This window comes from Scytonema sp. NUACC21 (assembly GCF_054684315.1).
In genome coordinates this window covers 88,180-115,016 of the sequence record NZ_BAAFZH010000082.1, presented here as the reverse complement: position 1 = coordinate 115,016, position 26,837 = coordinate 88,180, and the positions used below count along the sequence as shown (strand labels likewise).

Here is a 26,837-nt window from a genome sequence, read left to right as displayed (position 1 = left end):
TTATATCAAACAAATAATGACGATCGCATTTCTATAGAAACAGCAAAAATGTAATTATTATCATTAAAATAATCATAAGAAATGGAAACCTTCGGAAGATATGCGCTCGTTTTACTAGAATTTTAAATATATTAAGTCAAGACTTTAATTAAATTTAAATAATTGTATTTTAAAATCATTCTTAGGTGGTCATTAGATTGTCTTGTAAAGCCAACACATTGCAAAAAACACTGTCCCTTGGAGTTCCCGTTGTAGCTAATAGGATGGGTTGTCCTGCCATAAAACAATTGGTGTGTTTCTAATAAACAGTTTTACATATTGTCTTTTTGCAACGAAGGGAAAACTGCCTGCTAGGGTTAAGCGATGAGTAGCGATCGCTGCTTTCCTGCTACATATTTAGCTCGTGAAGCTAGCAATTTTTACTGATATTGATAACCCATTAGTCTTGATTTTCAACATTTCATATAACAAAAAGTAAGGATTGATAAGGACATGGAACCATGAGGAGACATTTAAAGTACTTATCCCTTTTCTGCTGTAGTTTACTGCTAGTACTCTTCTTTGGTCAGATAAATGGCTATACCCTGGCGCAGAAAACATCGTCGGAGAATGCTATTAGCGTAACAGCGATCGCGTTTAGTCAGGATGGAGCCAACTTAGCGAGTGGAATTCAGGATGGTCGAATCTTAATATTTGACCCACAGACTGGAAAAGAAAAAAGAACCCTACCAGGACACCTAAATACTCCCGTCACCGGAGTTGCCTTCAATCCACAAAGTAATATCTTAGGCAGTGTGGGCAGAGATAGCGTAGCTCGGTTATGGAAGCCAGACACGGGAGAAGAAACTAACATTCTGCAAGCACACGAAAACCCACCTAGAACCATTGCCGTGAGCCAGGATGGAAGGATTTTAGTAACTGGAGCCGAGGATACCCGAGTTGATGTATGGGACACACAATCTGGCAAACTGCTGGAGGTTCTCGAAGGGCATGATGGCTTTGTCAACAGTGTTACCGTAAGTCCCGATGGAAAGACTGTAGCGAGTGGAAGTGAAGACACAACAATTATCTTATGGGACTTAGAAACGGGTAAAAAACGCAAAGTGCTGCTCGGTCACACAGATGGTGTAACTTCCGTTGCTTTCAGCCCAAATGGAACACTGTTGGCTAGTGCTAGTAATGATGGCACTATCCGACTGTGGGATGTGGAAAGTGGTACTTTGAATCAGATTCTTAAAGGACCCACCAAACGAATCAGGGCAGTAGCTTTCAACGCAAGTGGAGTCGTTTTAGCTGGAGGGGATAACGACGGCAAAATTTTCTTATGGAATATACCAAGCGGTACACCACTTGGTACGCTTCAAGGTAACAAGTCAATTCGCGGACTTGCCTTTAACCCCACAAATGGTGATATCTTAGCCAGTGGAGATGATGGAGGTGCGATCGTTCTGTGGGACATACTCAAAGGTCAACAGAAACAAACCATTCAAGTACCTGCTCAAAGTCAAAGACAGCAAAACAAAGAAAAAATCCAAAAAATTCAAAAATCCCAACCTTTAATCAATAAAGCGAGTACAAGATTTTCGGGCAAGACATTGATGGCGTCGCTGCCATCACCACCAGGTGGACCTATCCTCATCGTAACTAGTTCTTCCAACCCCTTTGGTGATTACTACGCTGAAATTCTACGAAATGAAGGTTTAAACTACTTCAATATTAGCAACATTTCATCAGTTTCGCCAGCAACCCTTGCCGCCTATGATGTTGTTATCCTTGCCGATATGGGTCTCACCTCCGGGCAGGTGACAATGTTCAGTGACTGGGTAAACAGTGGTGGCAATCTGATCGCCATGCATCCTGACAAGCAACTTGCTAGCCTGTTTGGGTTAACAGATACAGGAAACACTCTCTCAGAAGGATATTTGCTTGTAGACACCTCAAAAGCCCCCGGCAATGGAATTGTTAACCAGACTATTCAATTCCACGGATCTGCCGATCGCTATACTTTAAACGGTGCTACCAGCGTTGCTACACTTTACACAAATGCGACAACATCAACTTCTAACCCAGCTGTCACACTACGTAATGTTGGTAGCAATGGTGGAAAGGCAGCTGCATTCACCTACGACTTAGCACGTTCAATCGTCTACACCCGTCAAGGAAACCCTGCTTGGGCAGGACAAGAGCGTGATGGATTTTCCCCGATTCGCTCCGATGATATGTTCTTTGGAGGTTCCCAGACAGACTGGATTGACCTCAACAGAGTTGCCATACCTCAAGCAGATGAGCAACAGCGTTTACTGGCAAACCTCATCATCACGATGAATCTTTCTAAAAAACCGCTACCACGCTTCTGGTATTTGCCCAACGGCAAAAAAGCGGTTGTACTGATGACTGGGGACGATCATGCAAATGGTGGAACAGGAGGACGTTTTGAGCAGTTTAAAGCAAATAGTCCCCCTGGTTGTTCTGTAGAGAATTGGGAGTGCATTCGAGGAACTTCATATGTCTATCCCACTCCCAGTATGCCCTTGACTAATGCTGAAGCAGCTGCCTACGAAGCAGAAGGCTTTGAAATTTCCTTACACACAAATACCAACTGTTCGGATTTCACATCTACTTCAATAAACACTTTTTACACCAACGAACTCAGTGACTTTAGCACAAAGTTCCCAAGTGTACCCGCGCCATCAACTGGAAGGCTGCATTGCTTAGTATGGAGTGACTGGGATAGCTTGGCACAAGTAGAACAGAACAAAGGGATACGGCTTAACACCACCTATTATTATTGGCCGCCTTCGTGGGTTGTTGACCGTCCGGGATTTTTCACCGGTAGCGGTATGCCTATGCGTTTAGCCGAGACTGATGGAACAATTTTCGACGTCTATCAGGCAAACACTCAGATGACCGATGAGTCGGGACAGTCATACCCATATACTGTCAATACTCTGTTAGATCGAGCGCTTGGGACAGAGGGATATTACGGTGTGTTCAATGTTAACGCCCATACCGATACCGTCAACTCATCAGTGTCTGATGCAGTTGTTGACTCTGCCAAAACTCGTGGCGTATCTATTGTCTCCGCTCGTCAGATACTAACTTGGCTTGATGGTCGAAATAGTTCCTCCTTTGGTTCATTAGTCTGGAACAACAGCACTTTGAGCTTTACCATTACCAAGGGAACGGGTGCAAATGGTTTGCAGGCAATGTTACCAAATCAAGTTGGCGGTGCGCCCCTCAACTCGATTACACGTAATGGCACTCCAGTAAGCTATACAACAGAAACAATCAAAGGCATTGTCTATGCAAAGTTTCCAGGCGACACAGGTTCATACGTTGCCACATACTCAGCAGATACTGTGTCTCCAACGGTCACTTCAACATCGCCCAACAATAGCGCGACAAACGTGGCAATTGGGACGAGTGTGACTGCCACTTTCAGCGAAGCGATCGACACAGCAACAATCAACACCAACACTTTTGAATTACGCAACCCAGCAAACGCAGTGGTGAGTGCAACAGTCACCTATAACGAGACAAACCGCACCGCAACACTGACACCAACAAACTTATTAGCTGGAAATACAACCTATACTGCCACTCTCAAAGGCGGGACAACAGATCCGCGTATCACGGATTTGGCAGGCAATGCGTTAGCTACTAATTACACATGGTCATTCACTACAGGAAATTTACCCTGTGCTCCCGACCAACCGTGTACCATATGGAATAATTCGGCAACACCAACAAATCCATCAGAAGCAGATTCCAGTGCTGTCGAAGTGGGCGTCAAGTTCCGCTCGGATTTGAATGGTTATATAACTGGTATCCGCTTCTACAAGAGTAGTGGCAACACGGGGACTCACGTTGGCACTCTCTGGAGCAGTACCGGGCAGCAACTAGCGAGGGCAACATTCAGCAACGAAACATCGTCAGGTTGGCAGCAAGTCAACTTTGCTACTCCAGTTGAGATTACAGCCAATACCGTCTACGTAGCGTCTTACCACACCAACGTTGGTCGATATGCAGCCGATCAAAATTTCTTTGCGAATTCTGGAGTTAATAACCTTCCCCTGCGTGCTTTAGCAAACGGGGTGAATGGCGGCAATGGGGTATACATCTACAATGCTAACCCTACGTTCCCTACCAGCTCCTACAAATCTAGTAACTACTGGGTAGACGTAGTATTTACCACCAGTCTTGCGCCTGACACTACGCCACCATCAGTCAGTGCAACAACTCCTAACAACAGTGCAACTGGTGTCAGCACGAGTACAGCCGTCACCGCCACTTTCAGCGAAGGGATGGATGCAGGCACAATCAACACCAGTACATTTGAGTTGTATGATGCGAATAATACACTGGTATCTGCCACTGTTACTTATGATGCTACAACCCGCACTGCCACTCTCACACCCAGCAGTCAATTAGCAACTTCCACCACCTATACTGCGAGAATCAAAGGTGGTAGCACAGACCCACGGGTGAAAGACCAAGCAGGCAACGCTTTAGCGCAAAACTATACATGGTCATTTACGACAGGTACGGCATCATCATCTAGTATCTGGAATAGCACGGCAACTCCTGCTATTGTGACGACAAATGACTCAAATGCAGTGGAACTGGGTGTGAAGTTCCGTGCAAACGTGAATGGCTCTATCACTGGTATCCGCTTCTACAAAGGACCGCAAAATACGGGAACTCACGTTGCCACCCTGTGGAGCAGCAGCGGTCAGCAATTAGCTAGGGCAACCTTTACCAATGAAACTACCTCTGGGTGGCAACAAGTCAGTTTTGCAACTCCTGTAGCAATTACGGCAAATACAGTTTACGTGGCGTCCTACCATACGACTGTGGGTTACTACTCTAAAGATGAGAATTACTTTACCAGTTCCGGTGTCAATAACCCACCCTTGTATGCGCTTAGTAATGGTGAAAGTGGTAGCAATGGTATTTATAGATACAGTGCAAGCCCTATTTTCCCTAATTCCGCTTATGAGTCAAGTAACTATTGGGTGGATGTTGTGTTCACTCCCAACTAGTCGTTAACAATGTGGAGGCGTTATACACAACGTCTCTACATTCAGCCATTTATCTATAAACAGTCAGATATACAAATGCTTTTAATACTTGCAACTTCTCCGCAAAGGAGGCTAACTCTTAATGAAGAAGCTGGGTAATAACATACTGCTGATGGTGCTTGCAATTCTAGTTGTATTACAACTGAATGTGAGCGATCGCCTGCCAATGCAAAAAGTGCTGGCTGCAGATCCCTGCACTTCCCCTGCTAACTCAATTGTTGCTGAAAACTGTCAAGCTGGTAATCCTGCATCTGAGTGGGATATTAGCGGCATTGGGGACTCAACCATTCAAGGATTTGCCACTGACATTAGTGTTAACCGAGGGCAAACTGTTTCCTTCAAAATCAAAACCACTGCTCCAAGTTATCGCCTTGATATCTATCGTATGGGGTACTACGGCGGTCGAGGTGCTCGTAAAGTAGCAACAGTTAACGTACCGCAAAACCAGACTCCCAGCCAGCCAAACTGCATCAATGACACAACCACTGGGCTGATTGATTGTGGCAATTGGGGGGTATCTGCATCATGGAATGTTCCAGCAGATGCCACGTCGGGAATTTACTTTGCCAAGGCAGTGCGTACTGATACTAGTGGAGCCAGCCACATAGTCTTCATTGTCCGAGATGATTCCAGCACTTCTGATTTACTTTTTCAAACTTCCGATACAACCTGGCAAGCATATAACAACTACGGTGACAATAGTCTCTATGTAGGCTCGCCAGCAGGTCGAGCATACAAAGTCAGTTACAATCGTCCCTTCAATACACGTATAGTTGATAACGGTCAAGATTGGTTATTCAACGCTGAATACCCAATGGTGCGTTGGTTGGAGGCTAACGGATATGATGTTAGCTATTTTACAGGTGTGGATAGCGATCGCTTTGGCGACCTCATCCGCAATCATAAAGTTTTCCTATCGGTTGGTCACGACGAGTATTGGTCTGGTGAGCAGCGTAGTAAAGTGGAAGCTGCCCGAAATACAGGTGTTCATCTAGCCTTCTTCAGTGGTAACGAGATTTATTGGAAAACTCGTTGGGAAAACAGCATTGATGGGTCTAACACACCTTATCACACATTAGTTTGTTACAAAGAGACCAAAGCCAATGCTGAGATCGATCCAGAACCAACAACTTGGACTGGAACTTGGCGTGACCCCCGCTTTAGCCCACCAAAAGATGGCGGTCGCCCGGAAAACGCCGTAACAGGTACCCTCTTCACAGTCAACGATGGAGCAACCACAGCGATTCAAGTACCAGCAGAAGACGGCAAAATGCGTTTCTGGCGCAATACTAGTGTTGCAAACCTTGCGCCAGGAACTACTGCCACACTAGCAGATAGCACATTGGGTTACGAATGGGATGAAGATATAGACAATGGCTTTCGACCCTCAGGCTTGATTCGGATGTCTACAAGGACTGTAAACAATGCCCCTGTCCTTCAAGATTACGGAGCCACTTTTGCGCCCGGTACAGCTACACACCACTTGACACTTTACAAACACAGCAGTGGTGCCTTAGTGTTTGGTTCTGGAACAGTGCAATGGTCTTGGGGTTTGGATGTCAATCACGATCGCGTACCATCAGGTGCAACACCAGATGTGCGTATGCAGCAAGCAACCGTTAACCTCTTTGCTGATATGGGTGTACAACCCGCATCTCTCCAGTCCAATTTGCAATTAGCAACTGCTGGCTTTGACAATACGGCTCCTACCTCAACGATTACCTCACCAACTGCAAGCACGACGGTGCAGGTTAATAATTCCGTAGTTATAACTGGTATCGCAAGCGACACAGGTGGTGTTGTTGGTGGTGTTGAAGTGTCGGTTGATGGTGGAACAACATGGCATCCAGCAAATGGTCGCGCTGACTGGAGCTACACGTGGACACCCACAACGGTAGGCACAGTCACCATTAAAAGCCGTGCTATTGATGATAGCGGCAATATCCAAACACCTGCAACAGAAATGGCGATCGTTGTCAGCGAACGTACTTGTCCGTGTAGTATCTGGAACAATTCCGTAACTCCCGGTTTAATAACAACTCAGGACTCAAACGCAGCAGAACTGGGTGTAAAATTCCGTGCAGATCGGAATGGCTACATCACTGGCATTCGGTTCTACAAAGGACCGCAAAATACAGGAACTCACATTGGTACTTTATGGAGCAGTTCTGGACAACAGTTAGCGAGGGCGACATTCAGCAACGAAACATCTTCAGGTTGGCAACAGGTCAACTTTGCGACTCCAGTACAGATTACTGCTAACACCGTTTATGTAGCCTCATACCACACTAATGTTGGTAAATACTCTAAGAACGAAAATTTCTTTACCAATTTGGGTGTGAATAGTTCACCCTTGTACGCACTCCGTAATGGTGAGAGTGGTGCCAACGGTGTGTACGTCTATCGCAATAACCCTGCCTTCCCCACCAACACCTACCAATCCAGTAACTATTGGGTAGACGTAGTCTTTACGACCAATCTCGATCCCGACACGACCCCACCAACAGTAACAACAACCACTCCTGATAACAGCACAACTGGTGTCAGCCCCAGTACAACCATCACCGCTACTTTTAGCGAAGTGATGGATACAGCCACAATTAACAGCAACACCTTTGAGTTAAGCAATGCCAACAACACACTCGTATCTGCCACCATCACCTATGATGCAGCAAACCTCACTGCTACACTTACACCAAATAGTGCCCTGACAACTTCCACAACCTATACTGCTACTGTTAAAGGGGGCAGTACCGCTCCAAGAGTAAAAGACCAGGCAGGCAATGCCTTGGTACAGAATAAGACTTGGTCATTTACCACAAGCAACACATCATCAACAAGTATTTGGAATAATACGGCGGTTCCTAGTTTAGTAACCACAAACGATCCCCAGGCAGTAGAATTGGGTGTGAAGTTCCGCTCAAGTGTCAGTGGATACATTACAGGGCTTCGCTTTTACAAAGGACCGCAAAATACAGGAACTCACGTTGGCACCCTATGGACCAGCAATGGTCAGCAGTTAGCGAGGGCAACTTTTACTAACGAAACTGCCTCCGGCTGGCAGCAAGTCAACTTTGCAACTCCTGTAGCAATTACTGCCAATACCGTTTACATAGCGTCTTACCACACTAATGTCGGCTTCTACTCTAAAGATGAGAACTTCTTTACAAATTCTGGAGTAAATAGCCCGCCTTTATATGCACTGCGTAACGGTGACAGTGGATCTAACGGTATCTACAACTATAGCGCCACTCCTACCTTCCCCACTTCCAGCTACCTGTCTTCTAATTACTGGGTTGATGTTGTATTTACCGCTAATTAAAATGTGTAACCAATTTTCTAAAAGGAGAATCTACAAATGTCTGCTCAAATTTATCATTTGACTGCTTTTCTTGTTGCTGCTGTAGTTGTTCTCTGGACAACTCCTGATGTTAAAAACCTTGGCATCAAAAGCGGACAAGTAGATAAACCGAATGAACGTAAAGTCCATCAACGTCCGATGGTGCGCTTAGGAGGAGTTTCTATCTTCGCAGGTACTATTGCCTCCCTGTTCATTGTTTGGGGATTAAGTGGATTTGGAAATTTGTCAGCTGAAAAAGAATGGCAAATCTTGGGAGTTACCCTCGGTGGTGTGGGCTTTTTTCTGATTGGCTTAGCAGACGATTTGTTAAATCTATCTCCCATGACACGCCTGTTGATACAAATACTTGTAGCGACAGGTGCATGGAAAGCAGGTGTAAGTATAGATTTTTTGAGCATTCCTACAGGTGGGCTAGTTCACCTGGGTTGGTTGAGTTTGCCCATTACAATTCTGTGGCTTGTGGGAATGGTCAATGCAATTAACTGGATTGACGGTTTAGATGGTTTAGCGGCTGGAGTATCGGGAATTGCGGCTGTCGTTTTGTTGGTTGTGGCGTTATTTATGAAGCAACCCGAAGCAGCCCTAATAGCTGCATCCCTTGCTGGTGCAGCATTAGGTTTCCTCCGTTATAATTTCAACCCCGCACAAATCTTTATGGGAGATGGGGGTGCTTATTTTATGGGATTTACCCTAGCAGCAGTGAGTGTAGTTGGTCTGGTTAAAACGGCTGCTGTAACTGCAGTGCTATCACCTTTTCTCATTCTGGCAGTTCCAATTATAGATATGTCCGCAGTGATTCTGCTGCGAATTCTCCGGGGCAAATCACCTTTTATTGCAGATAAAAGCCATTTACACCACAGACTGCTACGGGCAGGGCTATCCCACAGAAGAACAGTTTTATTTATTTACTCTTTAACCTTGTGGGTTGGGAGTTTGGCATTGGTTATTGCGGGTATACCAAGTGGCATTCCTTTTGCTTGTGGTGCTACTTCTTTACTTACATACAACAGCTGGAAAGTCTGGAAGCACTCTCGCCAATCCTAGGAACAACGGTTCATTTGACTTTAAGCTCTAAAAATATGCCAACTTTAGCATATTTGTTAATGAGATTCTTGTCCGCTCATCTTTACCTTCCAAGTGTTTCCCCCAACTTTAGTTGTGGGGAGAAGGTCAATCCAGTCCATTGTATCGATCGCTTGATACATAAGCGCTCGCCATCTCGGCTCAATGCCACCTCTACAACACCATCAACCAACTTCCTGATAGCTGTACTCCATTTCTCGTTGACCAATAACTTCAGGTCCACGAACTCTCAAACTCATTTTTTCGGCACAAACAGTTGAGAAAGGTTGTCCTAAATTTATCTCAGAAAAAGTGCTTTCAGCGGGGATTTCTAACTTAGAACCAATAAACCCCATACGCGATTCCACGTCAGCAGAGAAGCAAAGCAAATCAGAATTTTTGGCGCTGAAACTTGATGCCCCTAACCACTGTTGCCAAGCAAAAAATGGTTTTTTGTAATTCAGACTGCATAATGTCCGGCTTCCTTGGCGGACGGTAATCCGTTCTCCTTTTTCCCAAGTAAACTCAGCTATTTCCTTAGGTAATCCCCAAATTTCCCGACCCCCAGCAACTGAATCGGGGTTGTCTACGTATATATGGGAAACCCAGCCACCAATTGTTCCTCGATAACCCACAAGGGCAGGAATAACAATTAACTCACCATACTCCAACACTGACCCTTGACCGTAATAGGATACGTACAGACCACCAAGGGTTTTACCGGGCAACACGGAAATAATTTCTAACTCCTTTGGTATGAGGTGACGCACTCGGTCAATATCTATTAAATGCCCTGTTACAATAGCGTAGCCTTGAAGTATCCAGGGTGCTTGTGGGTATGCCATTTGACTTAGTTTTCAGTTACCAATTATCAAGTACTACGATAGCCAGTAAGAAAGTCATAAGTTATGTGTCAAAAGGTGTAAAAACATTAGTAGGGTGGGCATGACTCACCAACGATACAGGAAAGTGGGCACTGCCCACCCTACATTAATTATGACTGGCAGCTGAGAACTATTCACTGTTCGCTGTTCACTGATAATTGTTCGCTGCCTGCTGTTATATGGTTAGGCTGAGTTTGAGATTGAAGCTTTAAGACTTTCTCATTCCACTTGGCAATGTGCTCGTTGGCTTCCTTATAAAGAGGACGTCCCTCTGTAATTAAACTTGCTTCATTAATTGCCATTTGTAAAGATGGTAAGTCATTATGACTTGCTAGTTTTTTAGCTTGTTCGAGAGAGGAACGGTCATCAGCAATGTCTATATTTTGTCTGATAACGGCAATAAGTTTTTGTGCATCCTGATAGTGCCGACCATAACTTACCATACTAGCTTCACTAATGGCATCTATCATATCTTCAACTTTGGCAGAATTTGCTAGGGTACGCGCTTTTTCCAGATAAGCGATATCTTGCGCTTCTTGCTCTTTGTCCCAATTTTCTATCGTCTCCGGCTCTTTTTTGGCTATCGTTTGGCGGTATTTTTCCTCCTTAGCCTCTCGTTCTTCATTTTGCTCTTTCACGTCCTGAATTTGAGCTACCAATTCTTGATACTTTGTTGTTGCCCAGTAATCGTTACCTACTTTCAGTAAACCTCGGGCTGTAGCCAATGCTGCAAAGGAATTATCTCGGTCATCTTGTTCCAGTTTAGCTACAGCATTTACGTAAATTTCCGAGGCTTTTGACCATACAGATTTCCATTGTATAATTCTGTTATCTACTAACTTATAGCTGGGAACGTTCGTTGGAATTCCTTTGACAAGGTCAACTGCCTTATCGATGTCACCCTGTTGAAAGGCATTTTCACCCAATCGCAGTATTGTCTGCGACCATTTGTCTACAAGTTGTTCAGCCATTTCGTGTTGTGGATGATCTTCAGGTAGGCTGTTGGCTAATTCTATTGCTTTATACAATTTATCTGCATCTTGTTCATCTGCGATCGCTTGAGCACAATAGAAAACCGAGGCGGAAGAAGCCTGACTCGATTCAGATAAACAGTTAGGAAGTTCTGGCAACTGTAGTAATTGAACGAGTCCCCATCCCGCTGCCCCAATTGGAAAAGATAGTGTTATGGCAATCCAAAACCACCATCTTATAACTGGAAACCACTGCCGCATATTTATTTGTATGTTCATCTAGAGCGCAAACTCTTAGCTGTTAATATATAGTGTTCCCATTTTTTAATAGATTTTGCTATTAAAACCTTGTGAATTTTTGTATGAATTTCTTTATAAATACATAAAATATGCAATTGCCGAGCAGACAAAATAGAGCAATATATTTATTGGGACAATCGTACTCAAAGCCAAGGTCAGTAGGATTGCGTATTTACCGATAAAATAAATTGGTGAAAAAAAATAAATGCCCATCCAGAGTGATTCTTGGATGAGCATTTTTATTGTAAGTAGGGCAGCAGCCCTACACAAGAAAAACTACTTAGATTCAGTGAAATCAGCATCAATTACATCATCACCGCCACCAGCTGAGGAAGCGCTGCCGCCATCAGAGGGGTCAGAAGGACCGGCACCAGGGTTAGCACCGCCACCAGCTTGTTGATAGATGTTGCTACCAATTGCGAAGAGTGCTTGTTGCAGTTCGGGCATGACCTTCTTGATTTGCTCATCGTCTTCCTTAGAGACTGCATCTCGCAGGTCTTTGATTAAACCTTCAACTTTGGTCTTGTCAGCAGCCGGAACTTTGTCACCCAATTCTTGTAACTGCTTCTCTGCTTGGTATGACAAGGAATCAGCTTGGTTTTTACGGTCAATTTTTTCACGACGTTCTTTGTCAGTCGAAGCGTTTCTCTCAGCTTCATTGACCATGCGCTCAACTTCGGCTTTATCCAAGGTAGAAGCACCAGTAATACTGATGGACTGCTCCTTACCAGTACCTTTGTCTTTGGCAGTAACGTTCAAGATACCGTTAGCGTCAATATCAAAGATCACTTCAATTTGGGGTACACCACGTGGTGCTGGGGGAATACTTTTGCATGAAATTACTAGAGTGATAGCTTAAAAAGCTGGTGAGTGAGTTGTCGGAGCAGGGATGTTGTATATGTTTATCTTAACTTTACAAAAAGGCACAATGCAGGAGGCAGAGTCCAGACGGGTTAGCTTGCCTTCCTTGCCTAAACGCAGGTCAATACCCCCCCCCGCACCAAATCTTTAATTTAGTAATCTCTAATTAAAAGAAGTTTGAACTAGCTCTGTTGCTCTGTGCCTTCATAAATAGTTGACTGTTAGTTTAAGAAAAATGAACTTTTTTGTAGCAAACAACACAAGACTCCCGCTCGCGACCCAAACAAGTTTAACCTATATAAATGGTAATATGTCATGTTTAGCTCTTGTTATAACACAGTTAACCCATGTCATTTCCTACAAGTTTGCTGATTCGTCATGCCCGCATCGTCCTCCCCACTGGTGAATTGGTTGTTGCGGATGTGCTGACGAGCGCTCGCACAATAGTTGAAATTGCACCGGACATTACTAACGCAACTCCGACGAAAGAAATTGACGCACAAGGGTTAACTTTGTTGCCAGGAGTTATCGATCCCCAAGTGCATTTTCGTGAACCGGGACTCGAACATAAGGAAGACTTATTCACCGCCAGTTGTGCTTGTGCTAAAGGGGGAGTAACTTCCTTTTTAGAAATGCCAAACACGCGTCCTCCAACTATTAGCCAGTACGCCCTTGATGACAAGTTACAACGGGCATCTCAAAAGTGTTTGGTTAATTATGGCTTTTTTATTGGGGCAACGGCAGACAACTTGCCAGATTTGCTGTTGGCAAAGCCGACACCAGGAATCAAGATTTTCATGGGATCGATGCACGGTTCATTACTGGTTGACCAAGATGCTGCATTAGAAGCGATATTTGCCAAAGGAGACCGTTTAATAGCCGTTCACGCAGAAGACCAAGCAAGAATCCAGCAGCGACGCGCAGAATTTGCTGGAATTCACGACCCCGCAGTGCATTCCCAAATTCAGGATAATCAGGCAGCCCTACTGGCAACTCAGCAAGCATTAAAACTTTCTAAAAAATATCAACGGCGCTTGCATATTCTGCATATGTCAACAGCAGAAGAAGCAGACTTGCTGCGTCAGGATAAACCCAGTTGGGTGACAGCAGAGGTAACACCCCAGCATTTATTATTAAATACAGATGCCTACGCCAAGATAGGTACCTTAGCACAAATGAATCCGCCTTTGCGATCGCACCACGATAATGAAGTTCTTTGGCAAGCCTTAAGAGACGGTGTCATTGATTTTATTGCCACAGACCACGCACCACATACCTTAGAGGAAAAATCGCGAGAATACCCCAACACTCCCTCTGGAATGCCTGGAGTAGAAACTTCCCTTCCTTTAATCCTGACAGCAGCAATGGAAGGAAAATGTACCCTTGGTCAAGTGGCAAACTGGATGTCCCACGCCGTGGCTCAAGGATATTCTATTCCTAACAAAGGAGCGATCGCACCCGGTTATGATGCTGATTTAGTCCTTGTCGATTTAAACACTTACCGCCCAGTACGCCGCGAAGAACTATTAAGCAAGTGTGGTTGGAGTCCTTTTGAGGGTTGGAATCTCACAGGTTGGCCCGTGATGACTATTGTAGGCGGTCAGATTGTTTATGAAAAAGGCAAGTTAAACACAGAGGTACGGGGTCGGGCTTTGACATTTGGTCGTTAGTTATTGGTCCTTTGTCATTTGTCCTTTGTCATTTGTCCTTTGTCCTTTGTCCTTTGCAAAGTTTGTAGTTTGTAGTTTGTAGGGTGGGCACTGCCCACCATCCATATTTTCTAAGTTTCGTAGGGTGGGCACTGCCCACCATCCATATTTTCTAAGTTGTATCAAACACACCAAATTGTAGGGATGCAAGGTATTGCGTCCCTATATTTGTATGAGACATTGCCGGAAATTAATTATGCATCACGTACAACCGCTTGTAGAGACGCGCCAGATCGTCTTTACATTTCTTCAAGAATCACTATCATGCTCGGATCGGGGCGAGAAAAATTACTTATCAGAGAATCCTCTTAAAAAACTGTTCACTGTTCACTTTTGCTGATAAATACTGCTAATTTATCTACACTTCATCAAATCTTGATGACAATGTACTGAGTATTTGTTTACATAGGTAAAGGAATCAGCCAGTATTAGTACTGCTGAAATATCTACTTGTGGAGAAAAATTGCAAAATATACTTAGTAACAATGATGACAATGCTATTAAATTATAACAATGAGCGTGGAAGTGGCAGAATCCACCAGCGTAGAAGTGTGAGTAGTGGAACTTGGGAGCACAATGGCGTTGCTTGGGTTGTCACGATCTCAGAAGCTGTTTGATTGCTTTTCCACACGTAAGAGTATGGAATTGCAAAACAAAGCTAATTGGTAATTCGCGGAATTTGAAACAAACAACTCAATTACGAATTACGAATTACAAATTAGCGACTTCCCTTAATACTGCTTCGCTTATTATGAAATTGTACGGTGTGATTTCGACTTGACGAGTGCCCTCATGTCCATGAGTCAGATACACCATCAAATAGCTATCTGGCTTGTAGGGCATCCGTTCAGCCCACTCGATCGCCATAATTCCTGGGTTGACCTCAATACCTTCCCAATAGGTTTCCAGGTTTAAGGCAGCGACTTCTTTTGGTTCTAAACGATATAAATCAAGGTGGTAAAGAGGCAATCGCCCTTCTGCATACTCATTAATCAGGGTAAAAGTCGGGCTGACAATAGATTCGGTGATGCCCAACCCTTCACCAAGACCTTGCACCAAGGTTGTTTTGCCAGCACCTAAATCACCCTGAAGTAAAATGACACTACCAGCGTGGAGCGATTGACCGAACGCGAGACCTAGCTTTCGTGTTGCCGTTGCATCTGCCAAAAAAATTTTAATCATTTGTCATGAGTCATTGGTCATGTGTCATGAATCATTGGTCATTTGTCAAGTACAAAGGGCGAAGGACAAAGCACAAAAGACCAATGACTGACCTATTTTTAATGTACTCCACTGTACCAGCGCCATAAAACTTTTGCTAGCCGCTGGGGATTGTGGCGCACGCAACCTGTGTCATCTTCATGCATCACATTTGCCGGAACAATGCGCCGCCCTAACTTTGTCACCTCTTCGCGATCGAGAAAAACGGGATGAGAGTTTTGTTGGGCATAACGGACGAGTGCGCGAGGAGAGGGAGACTTTTTATGTACCAGTACTGCATTAAATAAAGGCTTTCCACAAGCAGCATCGATCGCTCTAATATGATCGGCAACAGTGTAACCTTGGGTTTCCCCAGGCTGAGTCATAATGTTACAGACATAAATACGGGGTGCTTCAGAAGCCGCGATCGCGTCAGCAATTTCCGGTACTAGCAGATTGGGAATGACACTGGTGAAAAGACTACCGGGTCCCATAATAATATAGTCAGCTTCTTTAATTGCCTTAATAACAGCCGGCAACGCAGGAGGGCGATCGGGAGTACAGCCAATTTTGATAATATTACCTCCGGCTGCGGTAATGTTAGATTCTCCTTCAATACGACGACCATCAGACAATTCTGCCCAAAGGCGAACATCACTGAGAGTTGCAGGCAAAACTTGTCCGCGAATAGCTAGAACTTTGGAACTAGCGGCTATAGCGCGTTCGAGATCGCCAGTAATATCACTAAGTGCGGTTAAAAACAAATTACCAAAACTGTGACCCGTTAACCCGTCCCCCGCTTTAAAACGGTATTGAAAGAGTTCTGTTAATAATTTTTCTTCATCAGCCAGTGCAGCCAAACAGTTGCGAATGTCCCCTGGTGGAAGAACACCAATTTCCCGACGTAACCGTCCGGAAGAACCGCCATCATCGGCAACAGTGACAATAGCGGTAATGTTAGCGCTGTAAACCTTGAGCCCCCGAAGCAATGTAGAAAGACCTGTACCCCCACCAATTGTGACAATTTTTGGTCCTCGGTATAATCGACGATGAGCTAGCAAGACATCAACAAGTTCTTCATCGCCTTCTGGTCTAAGAACCTCAGTAATTGAACCGACCGTTCTGGTGTGCCCCCAGAGAAGCAACAGTAAACCAGCCAACATCACCATAGGACCGCTGATGTAGTAAGGTACAATGTTGGTAATTGTTCCCAGAAAGCTCCTGATTAATTCAATTGCCCAAAAAATTGGTGTCAGCCTAATCCAAATTGCAAGCCCCAAGCTTGCTAGCAATACACCCCCCACGCTGATGAGCAACCATCGTTTTACCGATAGCCCAGGGGACAACCACTTAAACCACTGATTAACCCGATGGGAAGTGCGACGGCGCGATTGCTGTTGCAGGGCGTTGAGGGCTTGTCTGAGAAAACCAATTGACATACCACTAAAAGGAGCAGTGCTACTAACAACAATGAATAACAGAAAATGTACACCACCTGGTTTTTCCCCGAATGTGGAATTATGACATTTTGCCATCCCATTAGACCAAAACAGAGTAGTCAAAGTTGCCAGTGTGCCGACTTATTATTCCTCTGGGTATAGAGAAACAACAAGTGAATGGAACAGCGAATTTTAGGGCTAGATCCAGGGCTGGCGAATTTGGGATTTGGCGCGATTATATGCCAAAAAAATCAAACTCAGGGAAAACTTGAGACAGTAAATTTACTGGATTTTGGTGTCATCAGTACTCCAGCCGGTAAGGAGTTAGGACAAAGGCTGTGTACTATACACGACGATCTGCACACCCTGATAGAAGAATATAAACCTGAATTGGTAGCTATTGAGAAATTCTTTTTCTATCGTATGGCAAATACGATACTTGTGGCGCAAGCACGGGGTGTAGTAATGTTAGTTTTAGCACAGCATCGCCTACCGATTGTGGAGTATACACCCGCCCAAATCAAACAAGCGCTGACGGGGTACGGTAATGCAGAGAAACAAGAGGTTCAAGCAGCAGTGGCCCATGAGTTGAATTTAGACTACATCCCCCGTCCCGATGACGCAGCCGATGCTTTGGCTGTGGCGCTAACGGCTTGGTTTCAGCTTTAGGTTCGATCGCAAACAATAAATGAAAAGATTACACCAGAGTTTTTATGCTGTGTTCTTTGGGCTGTCAATGATTCTCTTTTAGAGTTAGTAGAAAAATCTACACACGATACACGAAAGTTAGAAACACCAAAGCTTTTAAATTTTAAGATTCCAATTCCGCCTCTCCCCGAGCAACTCCGCATCGTCACCCACCTCAATAAACTCAAAACCGAAGTAGATACAATGAAAAGACTGAGAGAAGAAGCAATGAAAAAACTTGATGCGTTACTACCTTCTATCTTAGATAAAGCTTTTAAACCCACATTCCGCACCCTAACTGTCACAGAGGGGTTTTTACGGAGTATTGTTCTTTACAAAAAGAGTAAAATCAGACTTCCATTGCGTATGATGTCAGATTTTTTACTGACTATCCATGAAATGGGCGATTCTCAATAAGGTGCAATAAATATCCACTAGAGATTGATAGATAAAAACTTATTGTGACTACGCTAATTTCTGCATTTAACTTATGGAATTTTGATGAAAAGTTAAAAAAACTTTGACTATTAAACTTAATTAATAGCGTTTATAAATGCATTTATAAATAAGTTCTTGCTGATTATTTAGCTCAACATTGATAATAGTAGCGACAATTAGAAGGCAGAAAGCTCAAAATATATTCTCTATGTGAATTCATATTTCAAATTGCTCTTACACCATTTAATTTTACTAAATGTATAGATTGAAAACATTGAAATGCCCATCGCATCGTTGGATTGTTTATAGATTTACCAAGCTGGTTTTTCATTGTAGATTTAGATGACGTTAAGCCTTAAAATACTATTTCCAGTTATAGTTCATAAATACTATTTACCAACAATTGCTTAAGTACTAATGAACTAGTGACAGTCAGGGTGCGGAATGTGGGTTCTATTGTCCGCTAATGGTTGCAAATAATTTGTTGTTGAAAAAATCTTTATTCTCAATTGAGATTAATTGTGCTTAATTTAACCCTTCTTGAGTGACCCACCCACGACTAACGGTTTGCCTCGGTAATCGGGATTGTCATCAGTGCTTGTAGAGATGATGACACTAAGCGCTTTGTGCCTTTAGTAGAACATCAAAACTAGGAGTTAGTAGCACAGGAACTCGGCAGGCTACCGATTCTACTCTTGATTTAGTTCTAGCTTTGCAAAATGATCGCGTAATGATTCATTAAAGATATAACCACCACCTATTTTTTGTAAAAAGGCAAGAACAGTAGTGTAATCAAGAAAATCTGCATAATTCTTGGGTATATCATTGTCTCTTTCAAGAATGAATCGCAAGACAAAATGCTGATAACAGGATGTACCACTAGTATGTGCAATTGCAGTAACTATCCCTGTGATTACCGCAAAACACGATCCAGTAATCAAAAACATGATATTCGTCTTCTGACTCATTAGGAGAATTAGCACATAAATTATTCCAAATAGCATTGCGCTAACTACTGCAATGATAAGAGCTTGATCTCGTGAATTCCAAATACCTTGATTTGGCTTTCCAATGTTCTCTATTGCTCTATCTATTAAACCATTACCTATTGCCAGACTGATTGCAACAACCGTTCCAAAAAAGAGTCCAGCAATCAGTCCAAAAATCAGGGCTGTTTTAACATTACTGTTATAAATAACTGGCATAAATATCAAACAGTAACCTAATATACTTAAACCTAATTTTATTCCAACAAGTAAACTTGGAAACAGAAATTTAATTGCTTCTTCAAGAGAAAATTCAACTTGCTTATGTGCTTTTATATCATTCTCATGTACTCTCTTAAAATATCCCATCGCTGGTCCAAGAATTAGTCCAGCCAATGCTCCTAAAACTGCTCCACTTGCTAGAGTTCCATTTGATTGTGGTAAAAAATATGAAATCCGGTGAAGAGTTGATTTTACCGTGTAAAAATTTGATTGTTCCTACATCATTTATGAGCAACTTATAAAACCAAGAGAACAATCATTGTAATAATTCTTTGCAGCGTGTCCGATTTTGCAGGTATCCCGGCTAGACCCCAAATGGTTCAACTCCAGCAGTTTCACCTCTTCTTCGCAACGCTTTGAGTACCCCCTGCTCGCTCATCCGCCTAGTAATAATCTGCTTTGCTTTGGTTAATGGGTACAGCAGTGGACCTGGTGCTTTACCTCGAATAACGTCAGTGGCAACGGCTCTGTTAAAACCAGCGATTCTAGGTTGAAATTGGAATTGGTGATCGCGTTTCTGTTCACGGGCAAGATCTGAGGTGATTTAAATTTCATCCTCCGTCAAATGCTTGTACTAATTCAACTATTTTTACAGGTCTTTTACCAAGTATTATTTCTCGACCTAGCCAAGTCCCTAAGTGAAAAATTCCAGCAGAATTCACGGGTTTGTAGAAAATTTCCGATTGTGTGACTTAAAGGGTGCTGGACGAGAGGGGTGGAGTGGCAACACTCCCCTCGACTCTACCTCTCGGCAGACACCCAATATCTATAACGACATCACACCAGAGGAATGTATTAAGCAGGAACTAGCTCTTGATTAGCACGCTCGCGCTACCGGATGGCATCTTAGAGAATGCGAGCACATATATCTGCCCCTATAAATGAGTAATAAATATATTGTCTTCATTAAAATTTGTAATCTGGTAACTTTTTTTGCGTGCAAAATTCAAACTCTGTTTGAATTTTCGCTCATTGAACATACTTGAGTATGATTTTCTATATAGATTTTTTATAATAAAGTCAAAAAATAAAAAAGGGGAAATAATTCTATCCAAAGGAAATCTTATATTATTAATTGCGCCTATTTGTATCTCACATAGATGATGAGAAGTAACTGGGCTGTAATCTATACGAATATGAGAACTGTTAGTTATTTCATATTTATAGTTAAATTTTTCTACCATTAGATCATCGAGATTTGGCTCAATGTTTGATTCCTCGACAAGAATAGAAATAATTTTCTGTAACTGCTTGTCTTCAATTGGCACACCAAATTCTCGATTTAAAATATTCCACAAATCAAAATAGTATTCTTGCAGTATTAAATCTTCGCTATCGTATAAATATCTCTCTATCTCATAATTCTCTTCTCTTAATTTTATTGGATAGGGATAGTAAGCCATTTTGATTCTATCAAAATTAGTTTCATCCTGATACTTAAAATAGAATTGTATAAAGCCCATATCCTCATTTAATAAAAAGCTATATTGCCTATTCTGTAATAGCATCTCGTACTCTCTAGCATAAAGATTTTTTTCTATACCAGGTGTATATCTATCCCAACCAATCTCGAAAGTATTCATCTGCTTATAGTTGGAAGTTACAATTAATTCTCTATAAGCACTTTTTATTTTTTCCAATTCTTGCAAAACGTCATTTATCTTCATTGCTATCAAGAACCCTTCTTAATTCTTTGCTGATATTTTCATCCCTTGTAAGCTTCTCTATAAGAAGAGCTTTATATGTAGGATTTTTGAGAAGTTTATCAATATTAGTATCTACTGTTTCTAAATTCTTATCAGCTGATATCAGCTCAATTCTTCGTCGAATATCATCAGATTTGGGGAATAAAAACTTAAATTTGGGATAATCCATTAGTATACTATCTATTTCTCGCTTGAGTGATAAGGATTTATCACCATTTCCAGATATATAACACCATCCTCTAGAGCGAGTTACTGCTACAAAAAATGAATTTCTCATTCTGTATGTAGCATTATCAACAACAATTTGTGAATTAAAAATAAAAACAACATTTGCTTCGTTCCCTTTGGCTCTAAATGGTGTTGCAAGAGTTACAAAACCCGGCTCCTTAAACAGATTGGGTTTTTCTATGTATCCAGGAGTAATCGCCTTAATTTCTCGCTTATCTAGTTCCCTTCGCAAATATTCAAACTGGGCTTTAGAATTCTTTCCTGTATCTAGATTAATTACAACTATTTCTTCAGGGTAAACCTTTTGCAAGTTAATCAAATCACTTATTTTCTGTACAATCTGGTTTAATTCAAATTGACTATTTTCAAAGGTGTTAAAACTTACCAGATCTTTTTCATTTCTACCATTTTCAACTAGTAATTTTTCCAAGATATTTTTGCTATTTTCATCTAATCTTTCTGCAATCACTTCATCTTTATATTCAAATTTGATTTTTCCTTCTGGTTTTATTATTTGATATCCTCTAGCTTCCCAAGATGTCTTATCCTCTATTGGTATGATTTCATCTGAATTGTAAAGTCCCATCCCAACTCCATGAGCAATCATCAAATTTACCCTTGGATTCCTATAGGAATTTGGTAACACAAAATCCTTATCTATTCCACCTGGATACTGTCCTTCTAATCTGGATTCCTGAAGATTGGGATTTCCGTACCCATCTTTACCAAAAAGTGCATCTGATTCTTTAATCTTCAATTCTTTTAGGCTTTGAAATTCATCGTATGCCCAAATTATTCGTTTTGGATTTTTAGCCAAATAGTAGATAGTTTCAAATAAAGCTGGTGAGAAGTCTTGAGCTTCATCTATCAAAACAACATCATATATGGGTTCTAGTTTGTGTTTAGCTTCTTTCAATACGTCAAGATAAATTTTTTCTAGGGGGTCACTCAATCCTCTAAGCTCAGGTTCAGAGTAAATTCTTGGTCTAATGCCATATTTCATAGAAATGTTGTAATGCAAACCTTCTTGGTCACGTCCTCCCCATGCGTGTAAAACTTCAAGATTACTCCAGTTGGGATTCTGTTTCGTTTCCTTAATGTAGTACTCTGTTATATACCTTCGTATTTGATTATACATACTCTGAGTATTGAATACAAAGAGTATCTTATAGTCTGGAAAATCTTTATGCACTAAAGCTGCTTTCATGCTTAAAATTACTGTTTTCCCGGTTCCAGCTAACCCCCTAATTCTTTGAGGTCCATCAGGTATTTGCATAGCTACCTGTCTTTGTATTTCGTCTAATTTAAACGTATAATCAAGTGACTTTTGAATAAAATCATTGTCAGTTTTAGGAGTGTCAACAGACTTTTGTTTTCTATTAGTCTTATTAGTATTCTCCAATAAAGAGTCAATGATATCAAGTATATGAGTTTCTAAAGAAAAGTCTTCATTCAGTTGAAAAATTTCTTCTTGCAACTTCTCATCAATATCCTCTTTATAGATGAAGTTATTTATTTTTTCTGAAGAATTAGATGAATCCCAAATAGAATCAATTTCCTCTTTATTATTATAAGGAAAAATTATATAATTTCTCACCTCAGGTATTCTTAGTTCTCTCTTTTTGAGGTCGTATAAATTTCTATCCTCTTTTAATTTATTGATTATTTGTTCATGAAATTGGCTAGTTATAATGTCTTTAGAAAAGATTTCCTCATTATCGGAGGTTATCCAAAAATCACCAGTTTCATCAATTTTTTCAATCTTAGAGTTAACAACATCTAAAATAACAATCCCATATCTTTTTGAACGTATAATAAAAGAGGGAATTTCATCTTTACTAGGCATACCAAGAGAAGGAATTCTATATCCTACTATTCCTTCATCTTCAGCTAGTATCTTTTTTAACTTACTCCAAATTTCAAGTTCTTGCGGATTATTCTCTATTGCTAAAGTACCAGGTAAAAATTGCATAATGTCTATAATTTTTAGGTTTACAATGTAATCAACTTAGTAAAATTCAACTTTTTTAGAGGAACGTAATAGTCTTTGAATATTCTAGCCTTTTGAACCCCCAAAAAGATGGGGTCAAGGTCAATCATGTCATCTTTGTGGATGGCTGAGTATATTTGACTCTGATGATCTGTAAGACTTTATCAAGAACTGAGTGAGGTTTTTCGGTTGATAGATTCCTCAAGTACAGCATGGGATATGATTGACGCGCTCATTCATGAATGGCACGAAAGCGCTATAGCAATTGTTAACCCTGAACTGACAGCAGCTTTTCGTGCCGAAACTGATGAAGTAGGGGTGTTAGTTGTAGAGCAATAATAAAGTTGTACAATTTCACAGCCAGAAAGCCTTGATTTCTCGTTGAGGTTCGCGCCCAGCCAGAAAATAAAGTTGAACAATTAGGAGAGCGATGATACCCGAACGTGGACAAGCGCTCTTTATAGTAACAAGCACGTGGGAGCATCGTACAGACATTGGCTCGCTTAAAGCACTACGAATGAAATTGTAGAACTTTTTATTGATTGTTGGACTAAATTATTTATTGTTAAACTTTTTTATCCCTCTACATTCACGGCTATCATTGTATAATTTTATACTTGTGTATATGCGAGAATATCACTTCTCTCTACCTATTTTGTCTGTAAGGCGCTCTCTACTTCCAGTTGCAGCTAATCCTGGCTGAAATGAATACTTACTTTAATATCACACTAAAGACATTCAGGTGCCACTTCCTTGGCCTATATCTAACGTAGCTGACACCAGGGGCAATTAAAAGTGTTCGTAATTGACGTAGAAATACTACGTCTTTTTTTACTTCACATCTAGCTGTATCACCCATGCCTTAAGCTGTGGGCTTTTTGGTATGCAGTTATGTTCTGTTTAAGGCTTTAAAAATGAAAAAATTTCAGAGATTCTAAATTCTTTATTAATTTCTGAAACTCTAAGATTATGATTTAAAACTAGACTATCCCAAAACTGTTTTTCAAATTCCCCATGTAAAAATAAATAACGACATATTTTTATTAGACAATCTTCAATATCGCTAATATTAAAAATAGTTTTATAATGCTTTTCTAAATCTCTAAATTTAATATCTTTTTTCTGCCCCCATTCTTTGATTAAAAAATGATGTACATCAGTTACTTGTTCGTAAGTTATTTTATATATCTTAAAAAACGGATAGTAAACTGATTTTTGATCTTCATCGAACTGATTATCTAAAATATCTTCTTCAAAGATAGGATGTACCATATTACCTATAGCGTAAAGATAGGAATCAGGATACAGATCCTTAGCTTGAATAACTGTATGTTTCCTGATTTCTGCCAAAGCTGATAATGTCAAAATATCCATTTTTCCTCCATAATTATCAAAAATTTTGTTTTTCAGCTAAGTAGTACATAAATACTAAAATTAATAACCTATTGTATCGTGAGCAGTGAAAGAAGTCAAGCATTTTGCAAAAAGCCAATACCGCGCAATACGCCTGAGCAGTACTGGCTCTCAAATCGGCGTAAATAGAACCCACATTCCGCACCCTGACTGTCACAAGTTCATTAGTACTTAAGCAATTGTCGGTGAATAGTATTTATGAACTATAACTGGAAATAGTATTTTAAGGCTTAATGATAAATTATTCTATTAATTGATGATTGACAAAAAACCAAAGCTTCCAGACTGATTGGTGTGTATATGAAAGTCACAGTGCATCCGTGAGAGGTTAAGGTAATGGCACATTTGTCAAGAGGGTGCAGGAAAAGGAGACAAATCCAGCTTGGAAACTGGCTTTCGCAGCGCTTTAACCACTCCTAAATCTTGATTCTCTTTTGCAGCAAAGTACTTAATCGGGTCATCAGCCTTACCTTTGTCGTAGGCAGCGCATATTTAACACTATCTGGTAGTGGTCTTTTAACCCTTTGCTGCCAATTAGAATTGTAATTGAGGCAATAAGTCTTTAAAGACCCGCTCAAATAATTCGGCTGGAAATACTAAAAATCTTTGGGAAAGAGATTGTTGAGCCACCTTGGTTGCACGACACCATAGGACATCTTCTCTCGCTAAAAGCCTCGTTAATTCTTGTACTCCTGGAATTTGCCGCCATAATAAAGTTAAGACTGCACCGAGCATGAAAGATAAATTGATAATTCTATCTCGGAGTCCTAACTGCTTGTAGTATTTTTCTTGAGCACCCATGTACTGAGTTCCTTGCTCAGACGGTCTACTTCCGCCTCAGGGGAACCAATTTTCATGACTACAATCATGCTAGAGTTCCTGCTTAGATGAGATGCCTTTTTGAAAAAGATATATTGCCAGTCTCTATTTGCTGCTTAATTTTGTCAGCAAATCAGTTAAAAGCATCAGCGAACAGTTATCAGATCCTTATGAATTGCTGAAGTCCTGAAGCACTGATGACTACTTACTATCTATTATCGCGCTAAGTGATTTTGTTACTGAACATTGGGCATAAAAAAGAAGCATAAGTTTTGAGTTATTAATGTTGAAGTTACAAAATTTGAACTTCAACATTTTTTTATAAATTTACCCAATTCCGTGGTTCTTTGCTTCCGCAGCGCTTTTCGTCATGTGTTTTTCTGCCGAGTTTCGCGCCAAACTGCTACCATCCGTCCCCAATTGGTGGTGAACTCATTCCAACCCAGCAGTCCTCCTGTTCTATCTTCATCCCAAGAGGCAGAGAGTACACCATAGGTAATTCCTAACACTCCCAATCCAAAAAAACCCATATTTACCAGCAATACGGCAATGGGAGGCAGTTTGATTCCACCATAAGTCAACAGCACGTAGCTGATAACTAGAGTGCTAATGCCTAAAGCAGTTGGAATACCGCAGAAGCCAGCCACTCTGCGAAACATCCGTTGGCTGACGACTTGGGGAATCGCCATTTCTTCTTTGGTAAAAGGAGGCTTTTTCGCTTCCTTTGGCTTTACTTCTTGCTTGATGGGTTGTTCGCTTTGCGCTTTTGCAGGCTTTCGACGCTTTTTATTTGGTTCAAAAGGCAGGCGACTTTGTTCAGATTCAGCAGACATAAGCGGTCATCTCTATCCACGAATGCCGAGACGCCCGATCAAAGCTTGATAATGCTCTCGGCTGTCTTCTTGAATATAAGCGAGAAGGCGCTTGCGTTGACCGATCAATTTCAACAATCCCCGGCGGGAAGAATGGTCTTTCTTGTTCGATTGGAGATGTTGGCTCAGACGATTTATCCGCTCCGTTAACATTGCGATTTGAACATCAGCGGAGCCGGTATCGGTTTCGTGAACTTGGTATTCTGAGATAATTTCCTGTTTGCGCTGTTGCGTTAAGGCCATGATTCAACTTTGTTCTAGATTTCTGCAGCAGTTTCCCATAATATCATAGCTGTCTATTGTGTGGAGTAGGGATAAACGGCATTTATCCGTTTCCAGCCCTACGGATCTAAAAAATTTTTTAGCAAATTCTCCCGCCCTTAAAGTGGGTGTAAATTGAACTGTTGAGTTTTACGAAGCACTTAGAAAAGTTTGACACAGCTTAAGATAGGCTTATGGTATCACACCTGGCAAATTGCTGTTTTATTGAGGGTACCACGACTCATAATTAACTGTTAATTCTTTGTAGAGTGCGAGATCCGCACACA

19 protein-coding genes and 2 pseudogenes are annotated in these 26,837 nt (G+C 41.5%); 9 read left to right on the top strand and 12 right to left on the bottom strand.

The window, feature by feature from the left end:
* Positions 1–500: 500 nt before the first annotated feature.
* The 3 genes from ACYRY3_RS19260 to ACYRY3_RS19250 all read left to right on the top strand — a co-directional run bounded on the left by ACYRY3_RS19260 (position 501) and on the right by ACYRY3_RS19250 (position 9,486).
* Positions 501–5,042, top strand: coding sequence for a DUF4082 domain-containing protein (locus ACYRY3_RS19260; RefSeq protein WP_460203213.1), 4,542 nt, complete (start codon positions 501–503; stop codon positions 5,040–5,042).
* Between the two features lie 121 nt (positions 5,043–5,163).
* On the top strand, positions 5,164–8,403 hold the full coding sequence (locus ACYRY3_RS19255) for a N,N-dimethylformamidase beta subunit family domain-containing protein (protein ID WP_460203212.1): 3,240 nt from the start codon (positions 5,164–5,166) through the stop codon (positions 8,401–8,403).
* A gap of 36 nt (positions 8,404–8,439) precedes the next feature.
* Positions 8,440–9,486, top strand: a complete 1,047-nt coding sequence (locus ACYRY3_RS19250) for a glycosyltransferase family 4 protein (protein WP_460203211.1) — start codon at positions 8,440–8,442, stop codon at positions 9,484–9,486.
* 203 nt (positions 9,487–9,689) lie between these two features.
* Here the strand turns inward: ACYRY3_RS19250 and ACYRY3_RS19245 are convergent, their stop codons facing one another.
* From ACYRY3_RS19245 to ACYRY3_RS19235, 3 genes and pseudogenes are all read right to left on the bottom strand, one after another.
* A complete protein-coding gene (locus ACYRY3_RS19245; RefSeq protein ID WP_460203210.1) occupies positions 9,690–10,349 on the bottom strand; it encodes an acetoacetate decarboxylase family protein in 660 nt (219 codons plus the stop codon).
* A gap of 173 nt (positions 10,350–10,522) precedes the next feature.
* Positions 10,523–11,638 carry a hypothetical protein gene (locus ACYRY3_RS19240; protein ID WP_460203209.1) on the bottom strand — a complete coding sequence of 372 codons (1,116 nt, stop codon included), beginning with the start codon at positions 11,636–11,638 and terminating at the stop codon, positions 10,523–10,525.
* Positions 11,639–11,935: 297 nt separating this feature from the next.
* A pseudogene (locus tag ACYRY3_RS19235) lies at positions 11,936–12,484 on the bottom strand (Hsp70 family protein); the annotation flags it as partial.
* A gap of 383 nt (positions 12,485–12,867) precedes the next feature.
* Here ACYRY3_RS19235 and ACYRY3_RS19230 point away from each other — a divergent pair.
* Together ACYRY3_RS19230 and ACYRY3_RS19225 are read left to right on the top strand one after the other, a co-directional pair.
* Positions 12,868–14,190 carry a dihydroorotase gene (locus tag ACYRY3_RS19230; protein WP_460203208.1) on the top strand — a complete coding sequence of 441 codons (1,323 nt, stop codon included), beginning with the start codon at positions 12,868–12,870 and terminating at the stop codon, positions 14,188–14,190.
* A 524-nt stretch (positions 14,191–14,714) separates the two neighbouring features.
* On the top strand, positions 14,715–14,846 hold the full coding sequence (locus tag ACYRY3_RS19225; RefSeq protein WP_460203207.1) for a hypothetical protein: 132 nt from the start codon (positions 14,715–14,717) through the stop codon (positions 14,844–14,846).
* Between the two features lie 94 nt (positions 14,847–14,940).
* On the opposite strand, the gene tsaE is transcribed toward ACYRY3_RS19225, so the two are convergent.
* Together tsaE and ACYRY3_RS19215 are read right to left on the bottom strand one after the other, a co-directional pair.
* Positions 14,941–15,408 (bottom strand): tRNA (adenosine(37)-N6)-threonylcarbamoyltransferase complex ATPase subunit type 1 TsaE, encoded by a 468-nt coding sequence (tsaE, locus tag ACYRY3_RS19220; RefSeq protein WP_460203229.1) that lies wholly within the window; start codon positions 15,406–15,408, stop codon positions 14,941–14,943.
* 101 nt (positions 15,409–15,509) lie between these two features.
* Positions 15,510–16,868, bottom strand: coding sequence for a gluconeogenesis factor YvcK family protein (locus ACYRY3_RS19215; protein ID WP_460203228.1), 1,359 nt, complete (start codon positions 16,866–16,868; stop codon positions 15,510–15,512).
* 177 nt (positions 16,869–17,045) lie between these two features.
* On the opposite strand from ACYRY3_RS19215, the gene ruvC reads away from it, so the two are divergent.
* Both ruvC and ACYRY3_RS19205 read left to right on the top strand, forming a co-directional pair.
* Positions 17,046–17,537 carry a crossover junction endodeoxyribonuclease RuvC gene (gene ruvC, locus ACYRY3_RS19210; protein ID WP_460203206.1) on the top strand — a complete coding sequence of 164 codons (492 nt, stop codon included), beginning with the start codon at positions 17,046–17,048 and terminating at the stop codon, positions 17,535–17,537.
* A gap of 15 nt (positions 17,538–17,552) precedes the next feature.
* On the top strand, positions 17,553–17,972 hold the full coding sequence (locus tag ACYRY3_RS19205; protein WP_460203227.1) for a restriction endonuclease subunit S: 420 nt from the start codon (positions 17,553–17,555) through the stop codon (positions 17,970–17,972).
* A gap of 710 nt (positions 17,973–18,682) precedes the next feature.
* Here ACYRY3_RS19205 and ACYRY3_RS19200 read toward each other — a convergent pair.
* Positions 18,683–19,375 carry a hypothetical protein gene (locus tag ACYRY3_RS19200; RefSeq protein ID WP_460203204.1) on the bottom strand — a complete coding sequence of 231 codons (693 nt, stop codon included), beginning with the start codon at positions 19,373–19,375 and terminating at the stop codon, positions 18,683–18,685.
* A 524-nt stretch (positions 19,376–19,899) separates the two neighbouring features.
* Between ACYRY3_RS19200 and ACYRY3_RS19195 the strand changes: the two genes are divergently transcribed.
* Entirely contained in the window at positions 19,900–20,082 is a 183-nt protein-coding gene (locus tag ACYRY3_RS19195; protein ID WP_460203203.1) for a hypothetical protein, read from the top strand.
* Between the two features lie 54 nt (positions 20,083–20,136).
* On the opposite strand, the gene ACYRY3_RS19190 is transcribed toward ACYRY3_RS19195, so the two are convergent.
* Positions 20,137–20,928, bottom strand: a complete 792-nt coding sequence (locus ACYRY3_RS19190) for a DUF2290 domain-containing protein (protein WP_460203202.1) — start codon at positions 20,926–20,928, stop codon at positions 20,137–20,139.
* Positions 20,915–23,167 carry a DEAD/DEAH box helicase gene (locus ACYRY3_RS19185; RefSeq protein WP_460203201.1) on the bottom strand — a complete coding sequence of 751 codons (2,253 nt, stop codon included), beginning with the start codon at positions 23,165–23,167 and terminating at the stop codon, positions 20,915–20,917. Before ACYRY3_RS19185 ends, ACYRY3_RS19190 begins: the two co-directional genes overlap by 14 nt.
* A gap of 207 nt (positions 23,168–23,374) precedes the next feature.
* Between ACYRY3_RS19185 and ACYRY3_RS19180 the strand changes: the two genes are divergently transcribed.
* Positions 23,375–23,524: a hypothetical protein gene (locus tag ACYRY3_RS19180; RefSeq protein ID WP_460203200.1), complete on the top strand. Its 150-nt coding sequence runs from the start codon at positions 23,375–23,377 to the stop codon at positions 23,522–23,524.
* Positions 23,525–24,085: 561 nt separating this feature from the next.
* Here the strand turns inward: ACYRY3_RS19180 and ACYRY3_RS19175 are convergent.
* The 4 genes and pseudogenes from ACYRY3_RS19175 to rpsO form a co-directional block, all read right to left on the bottom strand.
* Positions 24,086–24,559 (bottom strand): hypothetical protein, encoded by a 474-nt coding sequence (locus ACYRY3_RS19175; protein ID WP_460203199.1) that lies wholly within the window; start codon positions 24,557–24,559, stop codon positions 24,086–24,088.
* 521 nt (positions 24,560–25,080) lie between these two features.
* A pseudogene (locus ACYRY3_RS19170) lies at positions 25,081–25,390 on the bottom strand (IS4 family transposase); the annotation flags it as partial.
* Positions 25,391–25,785: 395 nt separating this feature from the next.
* A complete protein-coding gene (locus tag ACYRY3_RS19165; protein WP_460203198.1) occupies positions 25,786–26,250 on the bottom strand; it encodes a photosystem II biosynthesis protein in 465 nt (154 codons plus the stop codon).
* A 12-nt stretch (positions 26,251–26,262) separates the two neighbouring features.
* On the bottom strand, positions 26,263–26,532 hold the full coding sequence (gene rpsO, locus ACYRY3_RS19160; RefSeq protein WP_460203197.1) for a 30S ribosomal protein S15: 270 nt from the start codon (positions 26,530–26,532) through the stop codon (positions 26,263–26,265).
* Between the last annotated feature and the right edge of the window lie 305 nt (positions 26,533–26,837).

Bases quoted from the DNA above. Each gene is read 5' to 3' on its own strand.
- ACYRY3_RS19260 (WP_460203213.1), top strand. From the start codon at position 501: ATGAGGAGACATTTAAAGTACTTATCCCTTTTCTGCTGTAGTTTACTG.
- ACYRY3_RS19230 (WP_460203208.1), top strand. From the start codon at position 12,868: ATGTCATTTCCTACAAGTTTGCTGATTCGTCATGCCCGCATCGTCCTC.
- ACYRY3_RS19175 (WP_460203199.1), bottom strand. From the start codon at position 24,559: ATGGATATTTTGACATTATCAGCTTTGGCAGAAATCAGGAAACATACA.
- ACYRY3_RS19245 (WP_460203210.1), bottom strand. From the start codon at position 10,349: ATGGCATACCCACAAGCACCCTGGATACTTCAAGGCTACGCTATTGTA.
- ruvC (WP_460203206.1), top strand. From the start codon at position 17,046: ATGGAACAGCGAATTTTAGGGCTAGATCCAGGGCTGGCGAATTTGGGA.
- ACYRY3_RS19240 (WP_460203209.1), bottom strand. From the start codon at position 11,638: ATGAACATACAAATAAATATGCGGCAGTGGTTTCCAGTTATAAGATGG.
- ACYRY3_RS19215 (WP_460203228.1), bottom strand. From the start codon at position 16,868: ATGTCAATTGGTTTTCTCAGACAAGCCCTCAACGCCCTGCAACAGCAA.
- ACYRY3_RS19165 (WP_460203198.1), bottom strand. From the start codon at position 26,250: ATGTCTGCTGAATCTGAACAAAGTCGCCTGCCTTTTGAACCAAATAAA.
- ACYRY3_RS19225 (WP_460203207.1), top strand. From the start codon at position 14,715: ATGATGACAATGCTATTAAATTATAACAATGAGCGTGGAAGTGGCAGA.
- ACYRY3_RS19255 (WP_460203212.1), top strand. From the start codon at position 5,164: ATGAAGAAGCTGGGTAATAACATACTGCTGATGGTGCTTGCAATTCTA.
- rpsO (WP_460203197.1), bottom strand. From the start codon at position 26,532: ATGGCCTTAACGCAACAGCGCAAACAGGAAATTATCTCAGAATACCAA.
- ACYRY3_RS19250 (WP_460203211.1), top strand. From the start codon at position 8,440: ATGTCTGCTCAAATTTATCATTTGACTGCTTTTCTTGTTGCTGCTGTA.
- ACYRY3_RS19185 (WP_460203201.1), bottom strand. From the start codon at position 23,167: ATGCAATTTTTACCTGGTACTTTAGCAATAGAGAATAATCCGCAAGAA.
- ACYRY3_RS19190 (WP_460203202.1), bottom strand. From the start codon at position 20,928: ATGAAGATAAATGACGTTTTGCAAGAATTGGAAAAAATAAAAAGTGCT.